Raw genomic sequence first — 19520 nt, 5'->3', positions numbered from 1 at the left:
GCTCCCGCCCGCGCGGGAGCGATCTTTGCGCTTACACCACCTGATTCAGGTCGTTATTGCGCGTCTCCTTCAGGCACAGCACAGCGATCAGGCTGAGCACTGCGGCCGCCGACACATACCCGCCGACGTAACTCAAACCGCCCATCGCCACCAGTTTCTGCGCGAAGAACGGCGCCGCCGAGGCCCCGACAATCCCGCCGAGGTTGTAGGCCGCCGATGCGCCGGTATACCGCACGTGCGTCGGGAACAGTTCCGGCAGCAGAGCGCCCATCGGGGCGAATGTCACGCCCATCAGGAACAGCTCGATGCACAGGAACAGGGCCACGCCCCAGGTCGATCCCTGAGTCAGCAACGGCTCCATCAGAAATCCGGAAAGAATCGCCAGCACACCGCCGACGATCAGCACCGGTTTGCGTCCGTAACGATCACTGGCCCATGCCGACAGCGGCGTCGCGGCCGCCATGAACAGCACCGCGAAGCACAGTAGTCCAAGGAAAGTCTCGCGGCTGTAACCCAATGTGGATACGCCATAGCTCAGGGAAAACACGGTCGAGATGTAGAACAGCGCGTAACACACCACCATGGCGGCGGCGCCCAGCAGCGTCGGTGCCCAGTATTGGCTGAACAGCTCGACCAGCGGCACTTTCACTCGTTCCTGGCGGGCAATGGCATTGGCGAACACCGGGGTTTCGTGAAGCTTGAGGCGCACGTACAGCCCGACCATCACCAGCACGGCGCTGAGCAGGAACGGAATCCGCCAGCCCCAGCTGCGGAATTGATCGTCGCTCAGGCTCATGGCCAACGTCAGGAACAGACCGTTGGCAGCCAGAAAACCAATCGAAGGGCCGAGTTGCGGGAACATGCCGAACCACGCCCGTTTGCCTTTCGGGGCGTTTTCGGTCGCCAGCAGCGCCGCGCCACCCCATTCGCCCCCCAATCCCAGGCCCTGGCCGAAGCGCAGCACGCAGAGCAGGATCGGTGCCCAGGCGCCGATAGTGTCATAACCCGGCAGCACGCCGATCAGCGTGGTGCAGACACCCATCAGCAGCAGTGAGGCCACCAGCGTGGATTTACGGCCGATGCGGTCGCCGAAGTGGCCAAACAGCGCCGAGCCCAGCGGTCGGGCGAGGAAGGCGATGCCGAAGGTCAGGAAGGCGGAGAGCATCTGCGCCGTGCCGGAGGTCTGCGGGAAGAACACCGGCCCGATCACCAGCGCGGCAGCGGTGGCGTAGACGTAGAAATCGTAGAACTCGATGGCCGTGCCGATGAAACTCGCGGTGGCCACGCGGGTGGCGGAGTTGGTCGGTTGGGCGGGCGTGGTGTCGCTGTAAGCGGTACTGGTCGTCATGCGGTGATCCCTGACAGTCATGAGCTCCGTTGGAGCGAATTATTATGGTCGAACACCCAGGGATGTGGGATGAGGCGCGATCGCTGCTTCAGGTAGGAACAGTCGTCGGTGTGATGCGGATATTGCCGATGAACCGGCCGGAACCAGTCGGGTGCGGGGTAAGCACGCGGTTCGGCGGGGCTTGGGTAAGCACCGCGATTATAGGAAGGTGGCTAACGATTGAACAAGGGGCTGCCTAGCGGACAGGGGCGAGCACAGGGGCCGAGGAGGTGTGCCAGATCAGGACCTTGCTGACCCGGTTCTCTTCGGTTTCGAGAATCTCCAGCCGGTAGCGGCCGATCTTCAGGCAGACCGCGCTTTCCGGGATGGTTTCCAGCGCTTCGGTCACTAGGCCGTTGAGGGTCCGGGGGCCGTCGCTGGGCAGGTGCCAGCCCAGGCATTTGTTCAGTTCGCGGATCGACGCGGCGCCGTCGATCACCATGCGGCCATCGGCTTGTGGGTGGATGTGCGGGTTGTCGAGGCTGTGCTCGCTTTCGAATTCGCCGACGATCTCTTCGAGAATGTCTTCCAGGGTGACAATCCCCAGCACTTCGCCGTACTCGTCCACCACCATGCCCAGCCGCCGCTGCTGCTTGTGGAAGTTCAGCAGCTGCAGTTGCAGCGGGGTGCTTTCGGGAACGAAGTAGGGCTCGTAACTGGCCGCCAGCAAGGCTTCGCGGGTCAGGTTGCCATTGTCCAGCAAATGGCGGACCTGCCGGGTGTTGAGCACCGCCTCGACCTGATTGATATCGCTGTGAAACAGCGGCAGACGAGTACGACGGTTGTGGCGCAGTTGCTCGGTGATTTCTTCGATCGGATCGTCGAGGTTGATGCCGTCGACATCGCTGCGCGGCACCAGAATGTCGTTGACCGTGATGTTATCCAGCGCATGGATGCCCGAAACCGGGTGCGGGCGCACTGGATGATCGGGGTCATCATGACGCTCCGCCGGCACATCGTCTTCGCTCTGTTGCACCACCTGGGCCTTGCGGATGAACGGGCGCATCAGCAAACCACTGACGCGGCTGAGCAGCCAGGCAAGCGGGTAAACGACCTTCAGCGGTACTGCCAGCAGCGTATTGCCGAACGACAGCACCGCATCCGGATAACGCTGGGCGAGGGCGCGGGGGAAATAGTCGGCAAAAACCAGCAGCAGGGCGCCGGCGCCAAGGCAAGCCGCCCAGGGGCCGTTTTCTTCACAGAGAAAGATTGCCAGCAGCGTGGCCAGAATGACGGCGAGGGCGCGGCACAGGGTATTGCAGAGGATCAGGCTGTCGAGCGGGAAGCTGAGCTTGGCCAGGGGCTTGTCGCTGGCGCGGGATGCGGTGCGTTGCGCGAGCAGGTGCTGTTGCGCCGCTTCGACGGCGGTAAACAGCCCTGACCAGAGAATCAGCAGGACAAATACCGCGAGCATCGGCCCTATGGGCAAACCGTCCATTTATGCCGCCCGTCAGATGTGCAGGATGTATTCACGGACCAGTTTGCTGCCGAAATACGCGAGCATCAGCAGGCAGAAACCGGCGAGGGTCCAGCGGATTGCCTTGTGTCCGCGCCAGCCGAGGCGGTTACGGCCCCACAGCAGGACGCTGAACACGATCCAGGCCAGGCAGGCCAGCAGGGTTTTATGCACCAGGTGCTGGGCAAACAGGTTCTCGACGAACAGCCAGCCGGAGATCAACGACAGCGACAGCAGCGTCCAGCCAGCCCAGAGGAAGCCGAACAGCAGGCTTTCCATGGTTTGTAGTGGCGGGAAGTTCTTGATCAGCCCGGACGGGTGCTTGTGCTTGAGCTGATGATCCTGCACCAGCAGCAACAAGGCCTGGAACACCGCGATGGTGAACATGCCGTAGGCGAGGATCGACAACAGGATGTGCGCGAGGATGCCCGGTTCTTCATCGATGATCTGCACCGTACCGGCCGGCGCGAACTGCGCCAGCAGCACCGTGATCGCACCCAGCGGGAACAGCAGCACCAGCAGGTTTTCCACCGGAATCCGCGAGCAGGCGAGCAGGGTCAGGGCAATGACCGCCGCAGCGATCAGGCTCGAAGCGCTGAAGAAATCCAGGCCCAGACCGATCGGCGTCAATAAATGCGTAAGCAGGCTGGCGCTGTGGGCCAGCACGGCGAGAACGCCGAGCGAGACCAGCAGGCGCTTGTTGGCCTTGGCGCCAGTGGCCAGGCGGGTGCCCTGATAGAGGGTCGCAGCGGCGTAGAGAAGGGCGGCGGCGAGGGTGGTCAGCAAACTCGGTGACAAGGGGAGCATAAATCCTGTTAGGCAAGCCCGAAAGGGGCTGAGTTTGGCATAGAACCGCCGTTGCACGAAAGACCGGCAAGCTGACAGCGAGGTGTCCGCCAGCCGCAGTCTTCGCTATAATCCGCGACCTGCCCACGCCGCAGGCTCGCCGAGCACATGTTGATTCCGGTCTGGGCCGCCATTATCCCGGTCTACACAGGGCCTGAAAGGATCGCGCAATGTTTGAAAACTTAACCGACCGTCTCTCGCAGACGCTGCGCCATGTCACCGGCAAGGCGAAGCTGACCGAGGACAATATCAAAGACACCCTGCGCGAAGTGCGCATGGCGTTGCTCGAGGCCGACGTCGCCCTGCCGGTGGTCAAGGACTTCGTCAATTCGGTCAAGGAGCGCGCTGTCGGCACCGAGGTGTCGCGCAGCCTGACGCCGGGCCAGGCGTTTGTGAAGATCGTCCAGGCCGAACTCGAAAGCCTGATGGGCGCGGCCAACGAAGACCTGAACCTGAGCGCCGTGCCGCCCGCCGTCATTCTGATGGCCGGTCTGCAGGGCGCGGGTAAAACCACCACCGCCGGCAAACTGGCGCGCTTCCTTAAAGAGCGCAAGAAAAAGTCGGTCATGGTCGTGTCGGCGGACATCTACCGTCCTGCTGCTATTAAACAGCTGGAAACCCTGGCCAACGACATCGGCGTGACGTTCTTCCCGTCCGACCTGAGCCAGAAACCGGTCGACATCGCCAACGCAGCTATTAAAGAAGCAAAACTGAAATTCATCGACGTGGTCATCGTCGACACCGCCGGTCGTCTGCACATCGATGAAGAGATGATGGGCGAGATCAAGGCGCTGCATGCCGCGATCAATCCGGTTGAAACCCTGTTCGTGGTCGACGCCATGACCGGTCAGGACGCGGCCAACACGGCCAAGGCCTTCGGTGATGCGCTGCCGCTGACCGGTGTGATCCTGACCAAGGTCGACGGTGATGCCCGTGGCGGTGCCGCGCTGTCCGTTCGCGCGATCACCGGCAAGCCGATCAAGTTCATCGGTATGGGCGAGAAGAGCGAAGCGCTCGATCCGTTCCACCCTGAGCGTATCGCCTCGCGAATCCTCGGCATGGGCGACGTGCTCAGCCTGATCGAACAGGCTGAAGCGACCCTCGACAAGGACAAGGCCGACAAGCTTGCCAAGAAGCTGAAGAAGGGCAAGGGCTTCGACCTCGAAGACTTCCGTGATCAGCTGCAACAGATGAAGAACATGGGCGGCCTCGGCGGGCTCATGGACAAGCTGCCGAGCATCGGCGGTGTCAATCTCTCGCAAATGGGCAATGCCCAGAGCGCCGCAGAGAAGCAGTTCAAACAGATGGAAGCCATCATCAATTCCATGACCCCGGCCGAGCGCCGCGACCCTGAGCTGATCAGCGGTTCGCGCAAGCGTCGGATCGCCATGGGTTCCGGCACCCAGGTGCAGGACATCGGTCGCTTGATCAAGCAGCACAAGCAGATGCAGAAGATGATGAAGAAATTCTCCGCCAAGGGCGGAATGGCGAAAATGATGCGCGGCATGGGCGGAATGTTGCCCGGCGGCGGCATGCCAAAGATGTAAAAGAACTCGCCGGTCGTCGCACCGGCGCAGTCCCGCAAGGAAGCGGGATCCACAGCAAACCCGCACTCGGCGGGAGCTGACTGGCCGTTTTGAACGACGGCCCCATATGCAAATCTGCACGGCCTGCCACAGGCGCCGGAAAAAGTCATTTGCAAAAGTCCGGATATTCCTTAGAATATGCGGCCTTTCGGGCACCCATGCCCGCTGTGCATTTAGATTTGCAGCACCGACTACAGGAACGATGTTCACATGCTAACAATCCGTCTTGCCCTTGGCGGCTCCAAAAAGCGCCCGTTTTACCACCTGACCGTAACCGACTCCCGCAACCCGCGTGACGGTTCCCACAAAGAACAGGTTGGCTTCTTCAACCCTGTTGCCCGTGGTCAGGAAATCCGTCTGTCCGTGAACCAAGAGCGCGTTGCCTACTGGCTGAGCGTTGGTGCACAGCCTTCTGAGCGTGTTGCTCAGTTGCTGAAGGAATCTGCCAAGGCTGCAGCCTGAGCAGTATGAGCGCGACGCCAGAAAAAGCTGATGACCTGATCGTTGTCGGCAAGATTTTTTCGGTTCACGGCGTTCGCGGCGAGGTGAAGGTCTTTTCCTTTACCGATCCGATTGAAAACCTGTTGGGCTATCGCAACTGGACGCTTCGGCGCGAAGGCGTGGTGAAACAGGTCGAGCTGGTCAGCGGCCGATCCACTCAAAAGGATCTGGTTGTGAAGCTCAAAGGCCTCGACGATCGCGATGAAGCCCGTCTTCTGAGCGGTTACGAGATTTGCATCCCGCGAAGCCTTTTGCCCGACCTGACCGCCGACGAGTACTACTGGTACCAGTTGGAAGGTCTGAGTGTCATCAACCAGGACGAACAATTGTTCGGCAAGGTTGATCACCTGTTGGAGACCGGCGCGAACGATGTATTGGTGGTCAAGCCCTGCGTTGGCAGCCTGGATGATCGCGAGCGGTTGTTGCCCTATACGGAGCAATGCGTGCTGGCAATCGACCTGGAAGCAGGCGTGATGAGGGTGGAATGGGACGCGGACTTCTAAGCAATGGCCAGCCTGCGCGTAGACGTCATTACGCTGTTCCCCGAGATGTTCTCGGCCATCAGTGAGTACGGCATTACCAGTCGTGCGGTCAAACAGGGGCTCTTGCAGCTGACCTGTTGGAATCCGCGGGATTACACGACGGATCGACATCACACTGTGGACGATCGCCCGTTTGGCGGTGGTCCGGGCATGGTGATGAAGATCAAGCCCCTGGAAGATGCTCTGGTTCAGGCCAAGGCAGCAGCCGGGGAGGCGGCGAAGGTGATTTACCTGTCCCCCCAAGGCCGTCAACTGACTCAGTCGGCGGTACGCGAACTGGCGAAATCGGATGCATTGATCCTGATTGCCGGTCGCTATGAAGGCATTGACGAGCGCTTTATTGAGGCTCATGTCGATGAAGAGTGGTCGATTGGTGACTATGTGTTGTCTGGCGGCGAGCTGCCGGCCATGGTCATGATCGATGCGGTTACACGACTGCTGCCCGGAGCTTTAGGGCATGCGGATTCCGCTGAGGAAGATTCCTTTACGGATGGTCTGCTGGATTGCCCGCACTACACCCGACCTGAGGTGTATGCGGATCAGCGTGTTCCCGACGTGTTGCTGAGTGGCAATCACGCGCATATCCGGCGTTGGCGTTTACAGCAGTCCCTTGGCAGGACCTTTGAACGACGCGCCGATCTTCTGGAAAGCCGCTCGCTTTCTGGAGAAGAGAAGAAGCTGCTCGAGGAATACATCCGCGAGCGGGACGATAGTTAACAACGTATCGATGGTAGATCAGACGATTTACCTTAGGAGCACAGCATGACCAACAAAATCATCCTTGCACTCGAAGCAGAGCAGATGACCAAAGAAATCCCTACCTTTGCCCCAGGCGACACCATCGTCGTTCAGGTGAAAGTGAAGGAAGGCGATCGTTCCCGTCTGCAAGCGTTCGAAGGCGTTGTAATCGCCAAGCGTAACCGCGGCGTGAACAGTGCGTTCACCGTTCGTAAAATCTCCAACGGTGTTGGCGTAGAACGTACTTTCCAGACCTACTCCCCGCAAATCGACAGCATGGCTGTCAAGCGTCGCGGTGACGTACGTAAAGCCAAGCTGTACTACCTGCGCGACCTGTCGGGTAAAGCAGCTCGCATCAAGGAAAAACTGGCTTAAGTCCAGCTTCCGATGCAGAAAAAAGCAGCCTACGGGCTGCTTTTTTGTTGCCCGCAATTTATCCACCGCATTTCTGTTTCAGGCCTGACCCATGACCCCTCGCGAGCAAGAAATCGAACGCCGCACCGAACTCTCGGTGACCCGCGTGACCAAGGCGGTTTTCCCGCCGACCACCAACCACCACAACACCCTGTTCGGCGGCACTGCGCTGGCCTGGATGGACGAAGTGTCGTTCATCACCGCCACCCGGTTTTGCCGTTTACCGCTGGTGACCGTGTCGACCGATCGCATCGACTTCAATCACGCGATCCCGGCAGGTTCCATCGTCGAACTGGTTGGGCGGGTGATCAAGGTCGGCAACACCAGTCTCAAGGTCGAGGTGGAAGTGTTCGTTGAAAGCATGAGCTGCGACGGCCGTGAGAAAGCCATTCACGGGCAATTCAGCTTTGTTGCCATCGATGATGACAAGCGTCCGGTGCCGGTGCTGCCGGGTTTCGCGGCCTGATCCAGCACCGAGCCGCGGCATTCGCGGGCAAGCCCGCCCCCACAGATTTTGTGTTGTCCGCTAATGTTGTGTTCGACACGGACACTGTGGGGAGCGGGCTTGCCCGCGAATCTATTTATGCAGCGGCGTTGGCCTCAGGCTGAATCAGCGCCAGCAACGTCCACCCCGGCCCCGGCTTTAGCACGGTTTCCGGCGTCACGACATGTACCCAGCCGCTGTCATCGCGCATGAACAGCAGCGTCGCGCGATTGCCATGCAGCGCACGGTAATTGTCCCAGCCAAACCCGTCCGTCAGCGTCGTGCTGTAAAGATCGGCACCTTGCCCCAGTTGACTGGCGAGTCTGGCGTAAGTCAGCGCCTCGCTCCCCAGTTGGTTACCGCGATGTTCGAGGCTGGCGCGGTGCTTGTCGCTGCGCCGGCTTTCCTGACCGCTGGCCAGCCCGAACAACCGCTGATGGCCAAAGTCATGACGAAAGCGCATGGCCGCCAGCGTATTGAGTTCGCCCGACGGTGACAGCGCCAGCAAATGCCCCAGTCCGACCAGGTCCAGATGCGCATCGGCGTGCTGCGAGGCCGGATTGCCAAAGTAGGTCGGCAAGCCATCCATGCGCGCCGCCCGGATGTTTTCCCAACTTGAATCTGTCAGCAGCACCCGGCTGCCCAGCTGTTGCAGCGACTTGCCGAGCAGGCGCGCAGGCCCGTTCGCCCCGACGATAAGGAAGCCACTGGGCGCAGGCTCCGCCACCTTCAACAAACGCGCCAGTGGCCGGGCGGTTGCACTTTGCAGCACGACGGTGCCGATGATCACCGCGAAGGTCAGTGGCACCAGCAACAGCGCGCCTTCATGGCCCGCTTCATCCAGGCGAATCGCAAAGATCGCCGAGACCGCCGCCGCGACAATCCCGCGCGGGGCAATCCAGCACAACAGCGCACGTTCACGCCAACTCAGGCTCGAACCGGCGGTGCTCAGCACCACGTTCAACGGTCGGGCGATCAGCTGAATCACCAGCAACAGGATCAACACCAGCGGCCCGAGACCGATCAACGCGTTCAGATCCAGTCGGGCCGCCAGCAGAATGAACAGCCCGGAAATCAGCAACACGCTGAGGTTTTCCTTGAAGTGCAGGATGTGCCGCACATCCACACCCTTCATGTTCGCCAGCCACATGCCCATCAGTGTCACCGCCAACAGCCCGGATTCGTGCATAGCCTGGTTGGCAGCGATGAATATCCCCAGCACCGCGGCGAGCGATGCCAGATTGTGCAAATACTCCGGTAGCCATTGGCGCCGGATGATCGTGCCGAGCAGCCAGCCACCGGCAACGCCGAACCCACTGCCGCAGACAATCACCCCGCCGAAGGTCAGCAGACTCTGTTCCAGGCCGTGGCCTTCGGCCCGGGCGATGATGAAGCTGTAGACCACCACCGCGAGCAGCGCGCCGATCGGGTCGATCACAATCCCTTCCCAGCGCAGGATATTGGCGATCGAAGCCTTCGGCCGCACCACGCGCAGCATCGGCACGATCACGGTCGGCCCGGTGACCAGGGTCAGGCTGCCGAACAGGATCGCCAACAGCCAGTCGAAACCCAGCAGCCAGTGCGTCGCGACCGCAATCACTACCCAGGTCGAAAGGGCACCGATTGTGACCAGTCGATGCACGACGCTGCCGATCTCGCGCCATTCCGACAGGTGCAGGGTCAGGCTGCCTTCAAACAGAATCAGTGCCACCGCCAGCGACACCAATGGCATCAGCAACGGGCCGAACATTTCCTGTGGGTCGAGCCAGCCCAGCACGGGGCCCGCCAGAATGCCGGTCAGCAGCAGAAACAGAATCGCCGGCAGCTTCAGGCGCCAGGCGAGCCATTGGCAGCCCAGTGCGGCAGCGCCGATACCACCGAAAGCCAACAGAATTTGCTGCTCGTTCATTGAAGCTCCCTGTTCCTTGAAATAGCGGGCTATGAAAGACTAGCGGCCATTTCAACCGTTCACTCTTTATTTGCGCGCAGTGCCAAACCTGCGTGTCTTGAGCGCCCATGCCTGCCATCGACCACCCACTGATCGACCAGTTTCTCGACGCCCTCTGGCTGGAAAAAGGTCTCTCCGACAACACTCGCGACGCCTACCGCAGTGATCTCGCGCTGTTCAACGGCTGGTTGCAGGAGAAAGGTCTCGAACTGGTCAATGCCGGTCGCGAACTGATCCTCGATCACCTGGCCTGGCGTCTGGAACAGAACTACAAACCTCGTTCCACCGCGCGATTTCTCTCCGGTGTGCGTGGTTTTTATCGCTATCTGCTGCGGGAAAAACTGATTTCGGTTGATCCGACTTTGCGCGTGGATATGCCGCAACTCGGTCGGCCGCTGCCCAAATCCCTGTCGGAAGCCGACGTCGAAGCGCTGCTGAAGGCGCCGGACTTGAGCGAAGCCATCGGCCAGCGCGATCGCGCCATGCTCGAAGTCTTGTATGCCTGCGGCCTGCGTGTCACCGAGCTGATCAGCCTGACGCTGGAACAGGTCAACCTGCGTCAGGGCGTGTTGCGGGTGATGGGCAAGGGCAGCAAGGAGCGGCTGGTGCCGATGGGCGAGGAGGCGATTGTCTGGGTCGAGCGCTACCTGCGTGACGGTCGCGGCGAGCTGCTCGGCGGTCGCCCGAGCGATGTGCTGTTTCCCAGTCAGCGCGGCGAGCAGATGACTCGCCAGACCTTCTGGCATCGAATCAAGCATCAGGCAAAGGTCGCCGGGATCGGCAAGTCACTGTCGCCGCACACCTTGCGTCACGCGTTTGCCACCCACCTGCTCAACCATGGCGCCGACTTGCGGGTGGTGCAGATGCTGTTGGGCCACAGCGACCTGTCGACCACGCAGATCTACACTCACGTCGCCCGGGCACGTTTGCAGGATCTGCATGCCAAACATCACCCGCGCGGCTGAGCGCCGTTTGTCTTGCGACAGGCGCATTCGGCCACGGGAGCCTTATGTGGTAGGCTTTGCCGGTTTGCACGATGGGCGGTTATGACCCGGTGTTCCGGCACGGGCGTTCTGATCGTTCCATTTGTCCGCCTTCAGGAGTTCTCATGCGTCTGACCCAGATTTTCGCCGCCGCAGCCATTGCGTTGGTCAGCACCTTTGCCGTCGCCGATGACGCGGCCGACAAAGCGATTCGCCAAAGCCTGGAAAACCTCCAGCTCGACGTGCCGGTCGATACCATTACCGCCAGTCCGCTGCCGGGCCTGTACGAAGTCAAGCTCAAGGGCAGTCGCGTGCTCTACGCCAGCGCCGACGGCCAGTACATCGTTCAGGGCTACATGTTCCAGCTCAAGGACGGCAAACCGGTCAACCTGACCGAGAAGACCGAACGCCTGGGCATTTCCAAACTGATCAATGCGATCCCGGTGGCCGAGACCGTGGTTTACCCGGCCGTGGGTGAAACCAAGTCGCACATCACCGTTTTCACCGACACCACTTGCCCGTACTGCCACAAGCTGCACGCTGAAGTGCCCGAGTTGAACAAGCGCGGCATCGAAGTGCGTTACGTCGCGTTCCCGCGTCAGGGCCTGAATTCGCCGGGTGACGAACAGCTGCAAGCGGTGTGGTGCTCGAAAGACAAGAAAGCGGCCATGGACAAAATGGTCGATGGCAAGGAAATCAAGGCCGCCAAGTGCGATAACCCGGTTTCCAAACAGTTCGCCCTCGGTCAGTCGATCGGCGTGAATGGCACACCGGCCATCGTTTTGGCCGACGGACAAGTCATTCCGGGCTACCAGCCTGCGCCACAAGTCGCCAAACTGGCGCTGGGCGCGAAGTAATTCGCATCGTCACGCTCAGGCGTTGACGAGCGTGGTCCGGCGGCAGGATTGCCGGGCCATCAACAGAGAGCCGCGAACCTGCGGTTGTTTTCACGGCCGGCCTCGCGTCGGCCGTTTTATGGGGAGTTCACAGTGAAACCGGTCAAAGTAGGCATCTGTGGGTTAGGGACCGTCGGTGGCGGAACCTTCAACGTACTTCAGCGCAACGCCGAGGAAATTGCTCGTCGTGCCGGGCGTGGAATCGAAGTGGCACAAATTGCCATGCGCACGCCAAAGCCTCAGTTCCAGACGACCGGTATTGCGATTACCAACGATGTCTTCGAAGTGGCCACGAACCCTGAGATCGACATCGTCATAGAGCTGATGGGCGGCTACACCGTTGCCCGCGAGCTGGTACTCAAGGCCATCGAGAATGGCAAGCATGTGGTCACCGCGAACAAGGCTCTGATTGCCGTTCACGGTAATGAAATTTTCGCCAAGGCACGCGAGAAAGGCGTGATCGTGGCGTTCGAAGCGGCGGTAGCCGGCGGCATTCCGGTGATCAAGGCGATCCGTGAAGGCCTGTCCGCCAACCGTATCAACTGGGTCGCCGGGATCATCAACGGCACCGGCAACTTCATCCTCACCGAAATGCGCGAGAAGGGTCGCACCTTCGAAGACGTGCTGGCCGAGGCGCAAGCGCTGGGTTACGCCGAAGCTGATCCGACTTTCGACGTCGAAGGCATCGACGCGGCGCACAAGCTGACGATCCTGGCGTCGATCGCATTCGGTGTTCCGCTGCAGTTCGACAAGGCTTACACCGAAGGCATCACCAAGCTGACCACCGCCGACGTGAATTACGCCGAAGCGCTGGGCTACCGCATCAAGCATCTGGGCGTGGCACGCAGCACCGCCGCCGGTATCGAGCTGCGCGTACACCCGACGCTGATACCGGCCGATCGCCTGATAGCCAACGTCAACGGTGTGATGAACGCGGTGATGGTCAACGGTGACGCTGCCGGTTCGACCCTGTTCTACGGCGCCGGCGCCGGCATGGAGCCGACCGCTTCGTCGGTGATCGCGGATCTGGTGGACGTGGTTCGCGCCATGACGTCCGACCCGGAAAACCGCGTGCCGCACCTGGCCTTCCAGCCGGACTCGCTGTCGGCCCATCCGATCCTGCCGATCGAAGCCTGCGAAAGCGCCTACTACCTGCGCATTCAGGCCAAGGACCATCCGGGCGTACTCGCTCAGGTGGCGAGCATCCTCTCGGAGCGCGGCATCAACATCGAGTCGATCATGCAGAAGGAAGTCGAGGAACACGACGGCCTGGTGCCGATGATCCTGCTGACCCACCGCGTGCTGGAACAGCACATCAACGACGCGATCGCCGCCCTCGAAGCGCTCGCGGGCGTGGTCGGTCCGGTTGTGCGGATCCGCGTCGAGCACTTGAACTAAACAGAAACAGCTGCAAGCTTCGAGCTGCAAGCGGCAAGAGAAAAGCAGTCCGGCTTTTACCTGAAGCTTGTAACTCGTAGCTTGAAGCTCAAACCGAAGGTTTGCCCCTATGCGTTACATCAGTACCCGCGGCCAGGCACCGGCCCTGAATTTCGAAGACGTCCTGCTGGCCGGTCTCGCCACCGACGGCGGTCTGTACGTCCCGGAAAACCTGCCACGTTTCACCCAGGAAGAAATCGCTTCCTGGGCCGGCCTGCCGTATCACGAGCTGGCCTTCCGCGTCATGCGCCCGTTCGTCACCGGCAGCATTCCGGACGCCGATTTCAAAAAGATTCTTGAAGAAACCTACGGTGTGTTCGCCCACAACGCCGTTGCGCCGCTGCGTCAGTTGAACGGCAACGAATGGGTGCTGGAGCTGTTCCACGGCCCGACCCTGGCGTTCAAGGACTTCGCCCTGCAACTGCTCGGTCGCTTGCTCGACTACGTGCTGGAAAAACGCGGCGAGCGCGTGGTCATCGTCGGCGCCACCTCCGGTGACACCGGTTCGGCCGCCATCGAAGGCTGCAAGCACTGCGAAAACGTCGACATCTTCATTCTGCACCCGCACAACCGCGTGTCCGAAGTGCAGCGTCGGCAGATGACCACCATCCTCGGTGAGAACATCCACAACATCGCCATCGAAGGCAACTTCGATGACTGCCAGGAAATGGTCAAGGCCAGCTTCGCCGACCAGAGCTTCCTCAAGGGCACCCGCCTGGTTGCAGTGAACTCGATCAACTGGGCGCGGATCATGGCCCAGATCGTTTACTACTTCCACGCGGCCCTGCAGTTGGGCGGCCCGGCGCGTTCGGTGTCGTTCTCGGTGCCGACCGGCAACTTTGGCGACATCTTCGCCGGCTATCTGGCGCGCAACATGGGCCTTCCGATCAACCAGTTGATCGTCGCCACCAACCGCAACGACATCCTGCACCGCTTCATGAGTGGCAACCAGTACGTCAAGGAAACCCTGCACGCCACGCTGTCGCCGTCGATGGACATCATGGTCTCGTCGAACTTCGAACGCCTGCTGTTCGACCTGCACGGTCGCAACGGCGCGGCAATTGCCGGGCTGATGGATTCGTTCAGGCAGGGCGGCGGTTTCAGCGTCGAACAGGAACGCTGGACCGAAGCACGCAAACTGTTCGACTCGCTGGCCGTGGACGATGCGCAAACCTGCGAAACCATCGCCGAAGTCTACGAGCAGACCGGTGAAGTGCTGGATCCGCACACCGCCATTGGCGTGAAAGCCGCGCGCGAATGCCGTCGCAGCCTGGACATCCCGATGGTGATTCTGGGCACGGCGCATCCGGTCAAGTTCCCGGACGCGGTGGAGAAAGCCGGTGTAGGAAAAGCTCTCGAACTACCTGCACATCTTTCTGATTTGTTTGAGAGAGAAGAGCGCTGCACCGTCCTGCCGAATGAGCTGAAAGCCGTGCAAGCCTTTGTCAGTCAGCATGGCAACCGAGGCAAGCCCCTCTAAGCCCGCAAAGCTGTCACATTTTGAAGCCCGTCTCCTGACGGGCTTTCTTGTTTATGCATGCCACACTGCCCGGGTTTCACCCACGAAGGACGGGTGAGTCGATGACGAAGGATGTGGCAATGCGGTTTTTTTCAGGATTGAAACCGGCGCTGTGCTGGTTGTGTGTGTGGGCGATGTTCGGGGTGTCGCAGTGGACCGAAGCGGCCCATCTGGCGAGGCATTCCGATGGGGTGACAACCGTTCAGCCTATCGAGCTGGATGAGCATGAGCGACAGTGGATTCGAGATAACCCCAGAGTGACGGTCGCCTCGGTGCAGTACCCGTTGTATCTGTTTCAGGATGAACATGGTCATTGGAGCGGCTTGAACAACGATGTGCTCACGCATATCAGCGCCATGACCGGATTGCAGTTCGTCCATCAGGAGTCGTTTTCCACCGATCACATGCTGGAACGGCTTCAGAGTGGCGTGGCCGATATCAGCACGACCCTGGCGATGAACGACGAGCGCAAGGCATTCCTGGACTTCAGTCACGCGTTCGGCGGTGCTGGCTGGGTATTCGTCGGTCATTCGGGCGAACCGGCGATACAGTCGTTCGAAGCGCTGGCAAAGCGGGTATTGGTCCTGCCGGCCCGGCATGCGCTGGAGGACAGCATTCGACGTGACTACCCGTCGATCCAGATCCGCTCGGTGAAAACGTATGCCGAGGCGCGAGCGCTGGTCGAGAGTGGCGAGGCCTACGCCACCATCGAGAACGAGATCGGGGCTCAGCTGTTTCCCTCGGGCCTGCTCAAGGTCGGCGGTCTGGTGGAGGGCAAATGGGAGGCGGATCATCTGGCGGTACGCAAAGGGCTGCCTGAGCTTGTGAGCATCCTCAACAAGGCATTGGGCGCTTTCTCGGCGGCCGAACTGCGTGCCATGCGCCTGAAATGGCTGGATGGCGTTGCTCCCGCTCCGGTTCCCTCGATCGGCTCGCTCCTGATCAAGTGGGGGTGTTGGGCGATGGGTGCGCTTGGGGTGTTCGGGCTATTGCCCTTGCTGTGGAACCGCCGTTTGGCGGCCGAGGTAAAGCAGCGACGGGCGGCTGAAAAGGATCTAAGTGATCAACTGGCTTTCCAACATGCATTGATCGATGCGATGCCCGATCCCGTATTCGTTCGCGATCTGCAGGGGCGGTTGATCATGTGCAATCGCAGTTATGAAGATGCGCTGTCGGTTCGGCTGGAACAGGTACAGGGCCGGATGCTGTTCGAGATCGATGCACTTCCGCAGGCCACGGCACTGATGCTGCACGAAGAATTCATGGCGCAGCTGGGCACTCGTAAAACACGTTTCAGCAAACGGCAGCTGGTGTTCAAGAGCGGCCCCCGTCAGATCTACCAATGGACGGTGCCGTTTTACAGTGCGGATGGAAAACTGCGTGGCCTGCTGGGTGGCTGGACGGACATCACCGAGCGGAGGAAGGAGAGCGGGTGTCAATGTCTGCATTAAAGATGGGAAAAGTCCTATAAACCGCGATTCCTTTTCTGATGGGAGGCTTAGGACGACTGCCCTAGAGTGACAGGCCACTGCGGCGTGAATCCGCGATTGTCGCTACAGAGGTCGTCCCATGCGCTCGCTCAAGATCCTGATTCTAGAACCCAATCCGTTCCAGCTGATGGCGTTGCACCAGATGCTCAACGCCATCGGTATCTATGATGTGCTGACCGCGCCGTCGCTGGGTTCGGCAAAGCGGTCACTGGAACGTCGCGGAGCGGTCGACATTACCCTGTGCAATCCACAATTACAGAACGGGGACGGGGTGGCGCTGATCCGGCATCTGGCCGACCGGCAGGACGCGCGGGCGATGATTCTGCTGGGGGCCGTGGCACCCAGCCTGCTGCAAGAGCTGGAAACCTTGCTCGGCGAACACGGGATCACCTTGCTGGGCCGCCTGCACACGCCAGTGTCGGCGGTGTTGATGAGGAGTCTGCTGGACACCTACATGACAAGCCACCGGAATTGCGTGGACGCTTGAACCCCCATGGTTATTTTCCTGTCATCTTCACCCTGCATGCTCTGATAGGCCGGTGACGCTCCGGGAGAGGCCGGCGACAAGCAGAACTTTCCTCTCGGGCCGGTGGTCATTTACTGTGAACACGCCCCAGGCACTGTGTTTTCGGACTATTGAGTGGAGATCGAGATGGAAAGTATCAGTCTATTGCTCGGTGAGGCTCTGAGCCCGTATCAAGTGACGTTGACCCCTCGGGGTCGCCATGGCGAATGCCTGGTGACCTTGAAGAACGGCAGCGGCGCGATCGTGGTGGAGCGCGAATTCAATCAGGCGCAATTGAGCGACAAGCGTCAACTGACAGATGTGGTCGACGGTCTGCAGCGTGACATCCTGATTGCCGAAGGCCGGCTGGAACCCTGTGTGATCGCCGCGTTGCGAAACGCAGCCCTCGACAAGCACCCGGCCCTCTGAAACTGATTTTTCATTTGTGGGAACCTTCCTGCATCCAGGTCGGTCAGACCCGGTAACAGCAGGAGCAAGCATTGTGCTCCGGTGCTTGTCGCTTGCTGCTACGGGTCTTTGATACAGGCCACGTTTAACCCCGAGTCGTCTCCCCACTTCTCGGGGTTTCTTTTTGCCCGGATTTCATTGCGCGGCTTGTCGCTGGAAGAAAATCCGCGCCTGTTCCAGATAATCCTGACGCCTTTCGGGGTCGAGCCAATCGGCGTAGAGCTGGTTGAGATGATCGTGGGGCAGGGTGCGCAACAGCTGATTGATCTCGGTGATCGCCTGGCGACCCGCCGTGGTGTCGGTGCAGCCGACATGGCCCGACAGGTACTTGCCCGTGCCGCGAATCGGGAAGAACAGCAGTTCGTCCTCGGTGATCTCGGCCTGGCGCGCCTGATAACGGATTTCCGGCCAGTAACCCAGCACCACCTGCAAACGTCCCAGGCGCTGCATCGACAGCAGGCTGCTGAGCGCATCGTTGCCGTAATGGGGCGTCAGCGCGCCGCTCGGTGCCTGATGCAGCAATGTATCGATGTACTCGCCATAACTGCGCTCGGCTACCACGCCGACTTTTCGCTCGCCGTTGGCCAGAAATGCCGACAGATCGACTTCATCGTCGACCAGAAACGGCTCCAGCACTTCGCGATCTCTCTGACGCACCACCAGGCCATTGCTGACAGCGCGAAACGCGGGAATGGAGAAGGCGATCCATTGTGCCCGCTCCCTGTTCCAGATCAGCGAAGGATCGCAGGCGAAGGGATGTTCATGCAGCATTTGAGTGCCACGGGCGCGATTGACCCGCAGCAAGGTGTGTTCGTATTGCGGCATGCCGGCAATGAGCATTGGCATCAATTGATCGATAACGCCCTGGCCCTTTTTCGGACCCTCGAAGATCGTCAGTGGCGGCAGGTCGCGCAACAGCCAGATCAGCGTCGGTTTGGCCTGCGCCCACGCTGGCAGTACCATCAGGAACAGCAGGCCGAACAACCGCCAGGTCCACCAATGGTGGGCGCGGTTCGAGGCCGAGGGCATCAGAGGCTTCAGCTCAGATGGCTCCGTCTTCGCGCAGCCGGGCGATCTGCTTCTCGTCGTAGCCAAGATCGTGGAGTACCTGCGCATTGTGCTCACCGAGCTGCGGTCCGACCCATTCGGACGTGCCGGGTGTCTCAGAGAGTTTCGGCACGATGCCCGGCATCTTGAAAGGTTTGCCGTCCGGCAATTTGGCGTGGAGGAACATTTCCCGGGCCAGGTATTGCGGATCGTTGAACATGTCTTCGGCACTGAAGATCCGGCTGGCCGGTACTTCGGCCTGATTCAGCAGATCCAGCACGGTTTGCAGCGGCAGCGAATTGACCCAGCGATCGATCACCCCATACAACTCGTCACGACGGCTGTCGCGCCCGTCGTTGCTGGCCAGCGCCGGGGCGTTTGCCAGATCTTCACGGCCGATGATCAGCATGAAGCGCTTGAAGATTGCATCGCCGTTGGCGCCGATCTGCACGTGTTTGCCGTCGGCGCTGGTGTGGATCGAGGACGGGGTGATGCCCGGCATGATGTTGCCGGTACGCTCGCGAATGAAGCCGAACACATCGAACTCCGGCACCATGCTTTCCATCATGGCGAAGATCGCTTCGTACAGCGCCACATCGACCACCTGGCCGAGGCCGCCGTTGACCTCGCGATGACGCAAGGCCATCAAGGCGCCGATCACGCCCCACAGGGCGGCAATCGAGTCGCCGATGGAAATTCCGGTGCGCACCGGCGGGCGGTCTTCGAAACCGGTGATGTAGCGCAGACCGCCCATGGATTCGCCGACCGCACCGAAACCTGGCTGATCCTTCATCGGCCCGGTCTGGCCGAAACCGGACAGGCGCACCATCACCAGTTTCGGGTTCAGCGCGTGCAGGGTTTCCCAGCCCAGGCCGAGTTTTTCCAGCACGCCGGGGCGGAAGTTCTCGATCAGGATGTCGGCTTCACCCAGCAGTTTTTTCAGGATCGCCAGGCCATCGGGGTGTTTGAGGTTCAGCGTCAGGGACTTTTTGTTGCGCGCCTGGACGAACCACCACAACGAAGTCCCTTCATACAGCTTGCGCCATTTGCGCAACGGATCCCCGCCGTCCGGCGACTCGATCTTGATCACTTCGGCGCCGAACTCGCCGCAGATGCGCGAAGCAAACGGCCCAGCAATCAAAGTACCCAATTCAATGACTTTCAGACCGCTGAGCGGTTTGTTGGCGAACGGCATGCGAGATCCTGTAGGACAAGGCTGAGCAGATACAGCGTTTTAACATAGCCGGCTGTCAGTCGCGCAAGGTTGATCGCC

Annotated in this window: 19 protein-coding genes; 13 read left to right on the top strand and 6 right to left on the bottom strand. The window is 60.5% G+C overall.

Annotated features, from left to right (window positions below; translation table 11 throughout):
• Positions 1-31: 31 nt before the first annotated feature.
• The 3 genes from ACKUG4_RS07380 to ACKUG4_RS07370 form a co-directional block, all read right to left on the bottom strand.
• Entirely contained in the window at positions 32-1348 is a 1317-nt protein-coding gene (locus ACKUG4_RS07380; protein ID WP_134334042.1) for an MFS transporter, read from the bottom strand.
• Between the two features lie 235 nt (positions 1349-1583).
• Complete coding sequence (locus ACKUG4_RS07375) at positions 1584-2825, bottom strand: transporter associated domain-containing protein (RefSeq protein ID WP_445433735.1); 1242 nt, start codon at positions 2823-2825, stop codon at positions 1584-1586.
• A gap of 12 nt (positions 2826-2837) precedes the next feature.
• The gene (locus ACKUG4_RS07370; RefSeq protein ID WP_039769548.1) at positions 2838-3650 is read right to left on the bottom strand and encodes a cytochrome C assembly family protein; all 813 of its coding nucleotides are present in this window, start codon (positions 3648-3650) and stop codon (positions 2838-2840) included.
• 209 nt (positions 3651-3859) lie between these two features.
• Between ACKUG4_RS07370 and ffh the strand changes: the two genes are divergently transcribed.
• From ffh to ACKUG4_RS07340, 6 genes are all read left to right on the top strand, one after another.
• On the top strand, positions 3860-5236 hold the full coding sequence (gene ffh / locus ACKUG4_RS07365) for a signal recognition particle protein (RefSeq protein WP_064593624.1): 1377 nt from the start codon (positions 3860-3862) through the stop codon (positions 5234-5236).
• A gap of 249 nt (positions 5237-5485) precedes the next feature.
• A complete protein-coding gene (rpsP, locus tag ACKUG4_RS07360; RefSeq protein ID WP_003185073.1) occupies positions 5486-5737 on the top strand; it encodes a 30S ribosomal protein S16 in 252 nt (83 codons plus the stop codon).
• A 5-nt stretch (positions 5738-5742) separates the two neighbouring features.
• Positions 5743-6279, top strand: coding sequence for a ribosome maturation factor RimM (rimM, locus tag ACKUG4_RS07355; RefSeq protein WP_011332613.1), 537 nt, complete (start codon positions 5743-5745; stop codon positions 6277-6279).
• A gap of 3 nt (positions 6280-6282) precedes the next feature.
• Positions 6283-7035: a tRNA (guanosine(37)-N1)-methyltransferase TrmD gene (gene trmD, locus ACKUG4_RS07350; RefSeq protein ID WP_039769553.1), complete on the top strand. Its 753-nt coding sequence runs from the start codon at positions 6283-6285 to the stop codon at positions 7033-7035.
• 45 nt (positions 7036-7080) lie between these two features.
• Positions 7081-7431 (top strand): 50S ribosomal protein L19, encoded by a 351-nt coding sequence (rplS, locus tag ACKUG4_RS07345; RefSeq protein ID WP_003175895.1) that lies wholly within the window; start codon positions 7081-7083, stop codon positions 7429-7431.
• 91 nt (positions 7432-7522) lie between these two features.
• Complete coding sequence (locus ACKUG4_RS07340; protein ID WP_011332614.1) at positions 7523-7936, top strand: acyl-CoA thioesterase; 414 nt, start codon at positions 7523-7525, stop codon at positions 7934-7936.
• Between the two features lie 115 nt (positions 7937-8051).
• On the opposite strand, the gene ACKUG4_RS07335 is transcribed toward ACKUG4_RS07340, so the two are convergent.
• On the bottom strand, positions 8052-9863 hold the full coding sequence (locus tag ACKUG4_RS07335) for a cation:proton antiporter (protein ID WP_445433734.1): 1812 nt from the start codon (positions 9861-9863) through the stop codon (positions 8052-8054).
• Between the two features lie 107 nt (positions 9864-9970).
• On the opposite strand from ACKUG4_RS07335, the gene xerD reads away from it, so the two are divergent.
• The 7 genes from xerD to ACKUG4_RS07300 all read left to right on the top strand — a co-directional run bounded on the left by xerD (position 9971) and on the right by ACKUG4_RS07300 (position 17161).
• On the top strand, positions 9971-10867 hold the full coding sequence (xerD, locus tag ACKUG4_RS07330) for a site-specific tyrosine recombinase XerD (protein ID WP_210711064.1): 897 nt from the start codon (positions 9971-9973) through the stop codon (positions 10865-10867).
• A gap of 143 nt (positions 10868-11010) precedes the next feature.
• Positions 11011-11742 (top strand): bifunctional protein-disulfide isomerase/oxidoreductase DsbC, encoded by a 732-nt coding sequence (dsbC, locus tag ACKUG4_RS07325; protein WP_039769559.1) that lies wholly within the window; start codon positions 11011-11013, stop codon positions 11740-11742.
• 132 nt (positions 11743-11874) lie between these two features.
• Positions 11875-13179, top strand: coding sequence for a homoserine dehydrogenase (locus tag ACKUG4_RS07320; RefSeq protein WP_011332618.1), 1305 nt, complete (start codon positions 11875-11877; stop codon positions 13177-13179).
• A 109-nt stretch (positions 13180-13288) separates the two neighbouring features.
• Positions 13289-14698 (top strand): threonine synthase, encoded by a 1410-nt coding sequence (gene thrC / locus ACKUG4_RS07315; protein ID WP_221398774.1) that lies wholly within the window; start codon positions 13289-13291, stop codon positions 14696-14698.
• Positions 14699-14817: 119 nt separating this feature from the next.
• On the top strand, positions 14818-16188 hold the full coding sequence (locus tag ACKUG4_RS07310) for a transporter substrate-binding domain-containing protein (RefSeq protein ID WP_445433847.1): 1371 nt from the start codon (positions 14818-14820) through the stop codon (positions 16186-16188).
• A 118-nt stretch (positions 16189-16306) separates the two neighbouring features.
• Positions 16307-16714: a response regulator gene (locus tag ACKUG4_RS07305; RefSeq protein WP_064593635.1), complete on the top strand. Its 408-nt coding sequence runs from the start codon at positions 16307-16309 to the stop codon at positions 16712-16714.
• Between the two features lie 165 nt (positions 16715-16879).
• Positions 16880-17161, top strand: a complete 282-nt coding sequence (locus ACKUG4_RS07300; RefSeq protein ID WP_445433733.1) for a DUF3509 domain-containing protein — start codon at positions 16880-16882, stop codon at positions 17159-17161.
• A 174-nt stretch (positions 17162-17335) separates the two neighbouring features.
• On the opposite strand, the gene ACKUG4_RS07295 is transcribed toward ACKUG4_RS07300, so the two are convergent.
• Positions 17336-18229, bottom strand: a complete 894-nt coding sequence (locus tag ACKUG4_RS07295; protein ID WP_064593638.1) for a TIGR02285 family protein — start codon at positions 18227-18229, stop codon at positions 17336-17338.
• A gap of 13 nt (positions 18230-18242) precedes the next feature.
• A complete protein-coding gene (locus tag ACKUG4_RS07290; RefSeq protein ID WP_445433732.1) occupies positions 18243-19442 on the bottom strand; it encodes a CaiB/BaiF CoA transferase family protein in 1200 nt (399 codons plus the stop codon).
• Between the last annotated feature and the right edge of the window lie 78 nt (positions 19443-19520).

Source organism: Candidatus Pseudomonas auctus (genome assembly GCF_048654275.1).
Taxonomy (GTDB): Bacteria; Pseudomonadota; Gammaproteobacteria; order Pseudomonadales; family Pseudomonadaceae; genus Aquipseudomonas; species Aquipseudomonas pharyngis.
The sequence above is the reverse complement of the archived record's forward strand: the minus strand, read 5'-3'. Positions and strand labels throughout refer to the sequence as shown.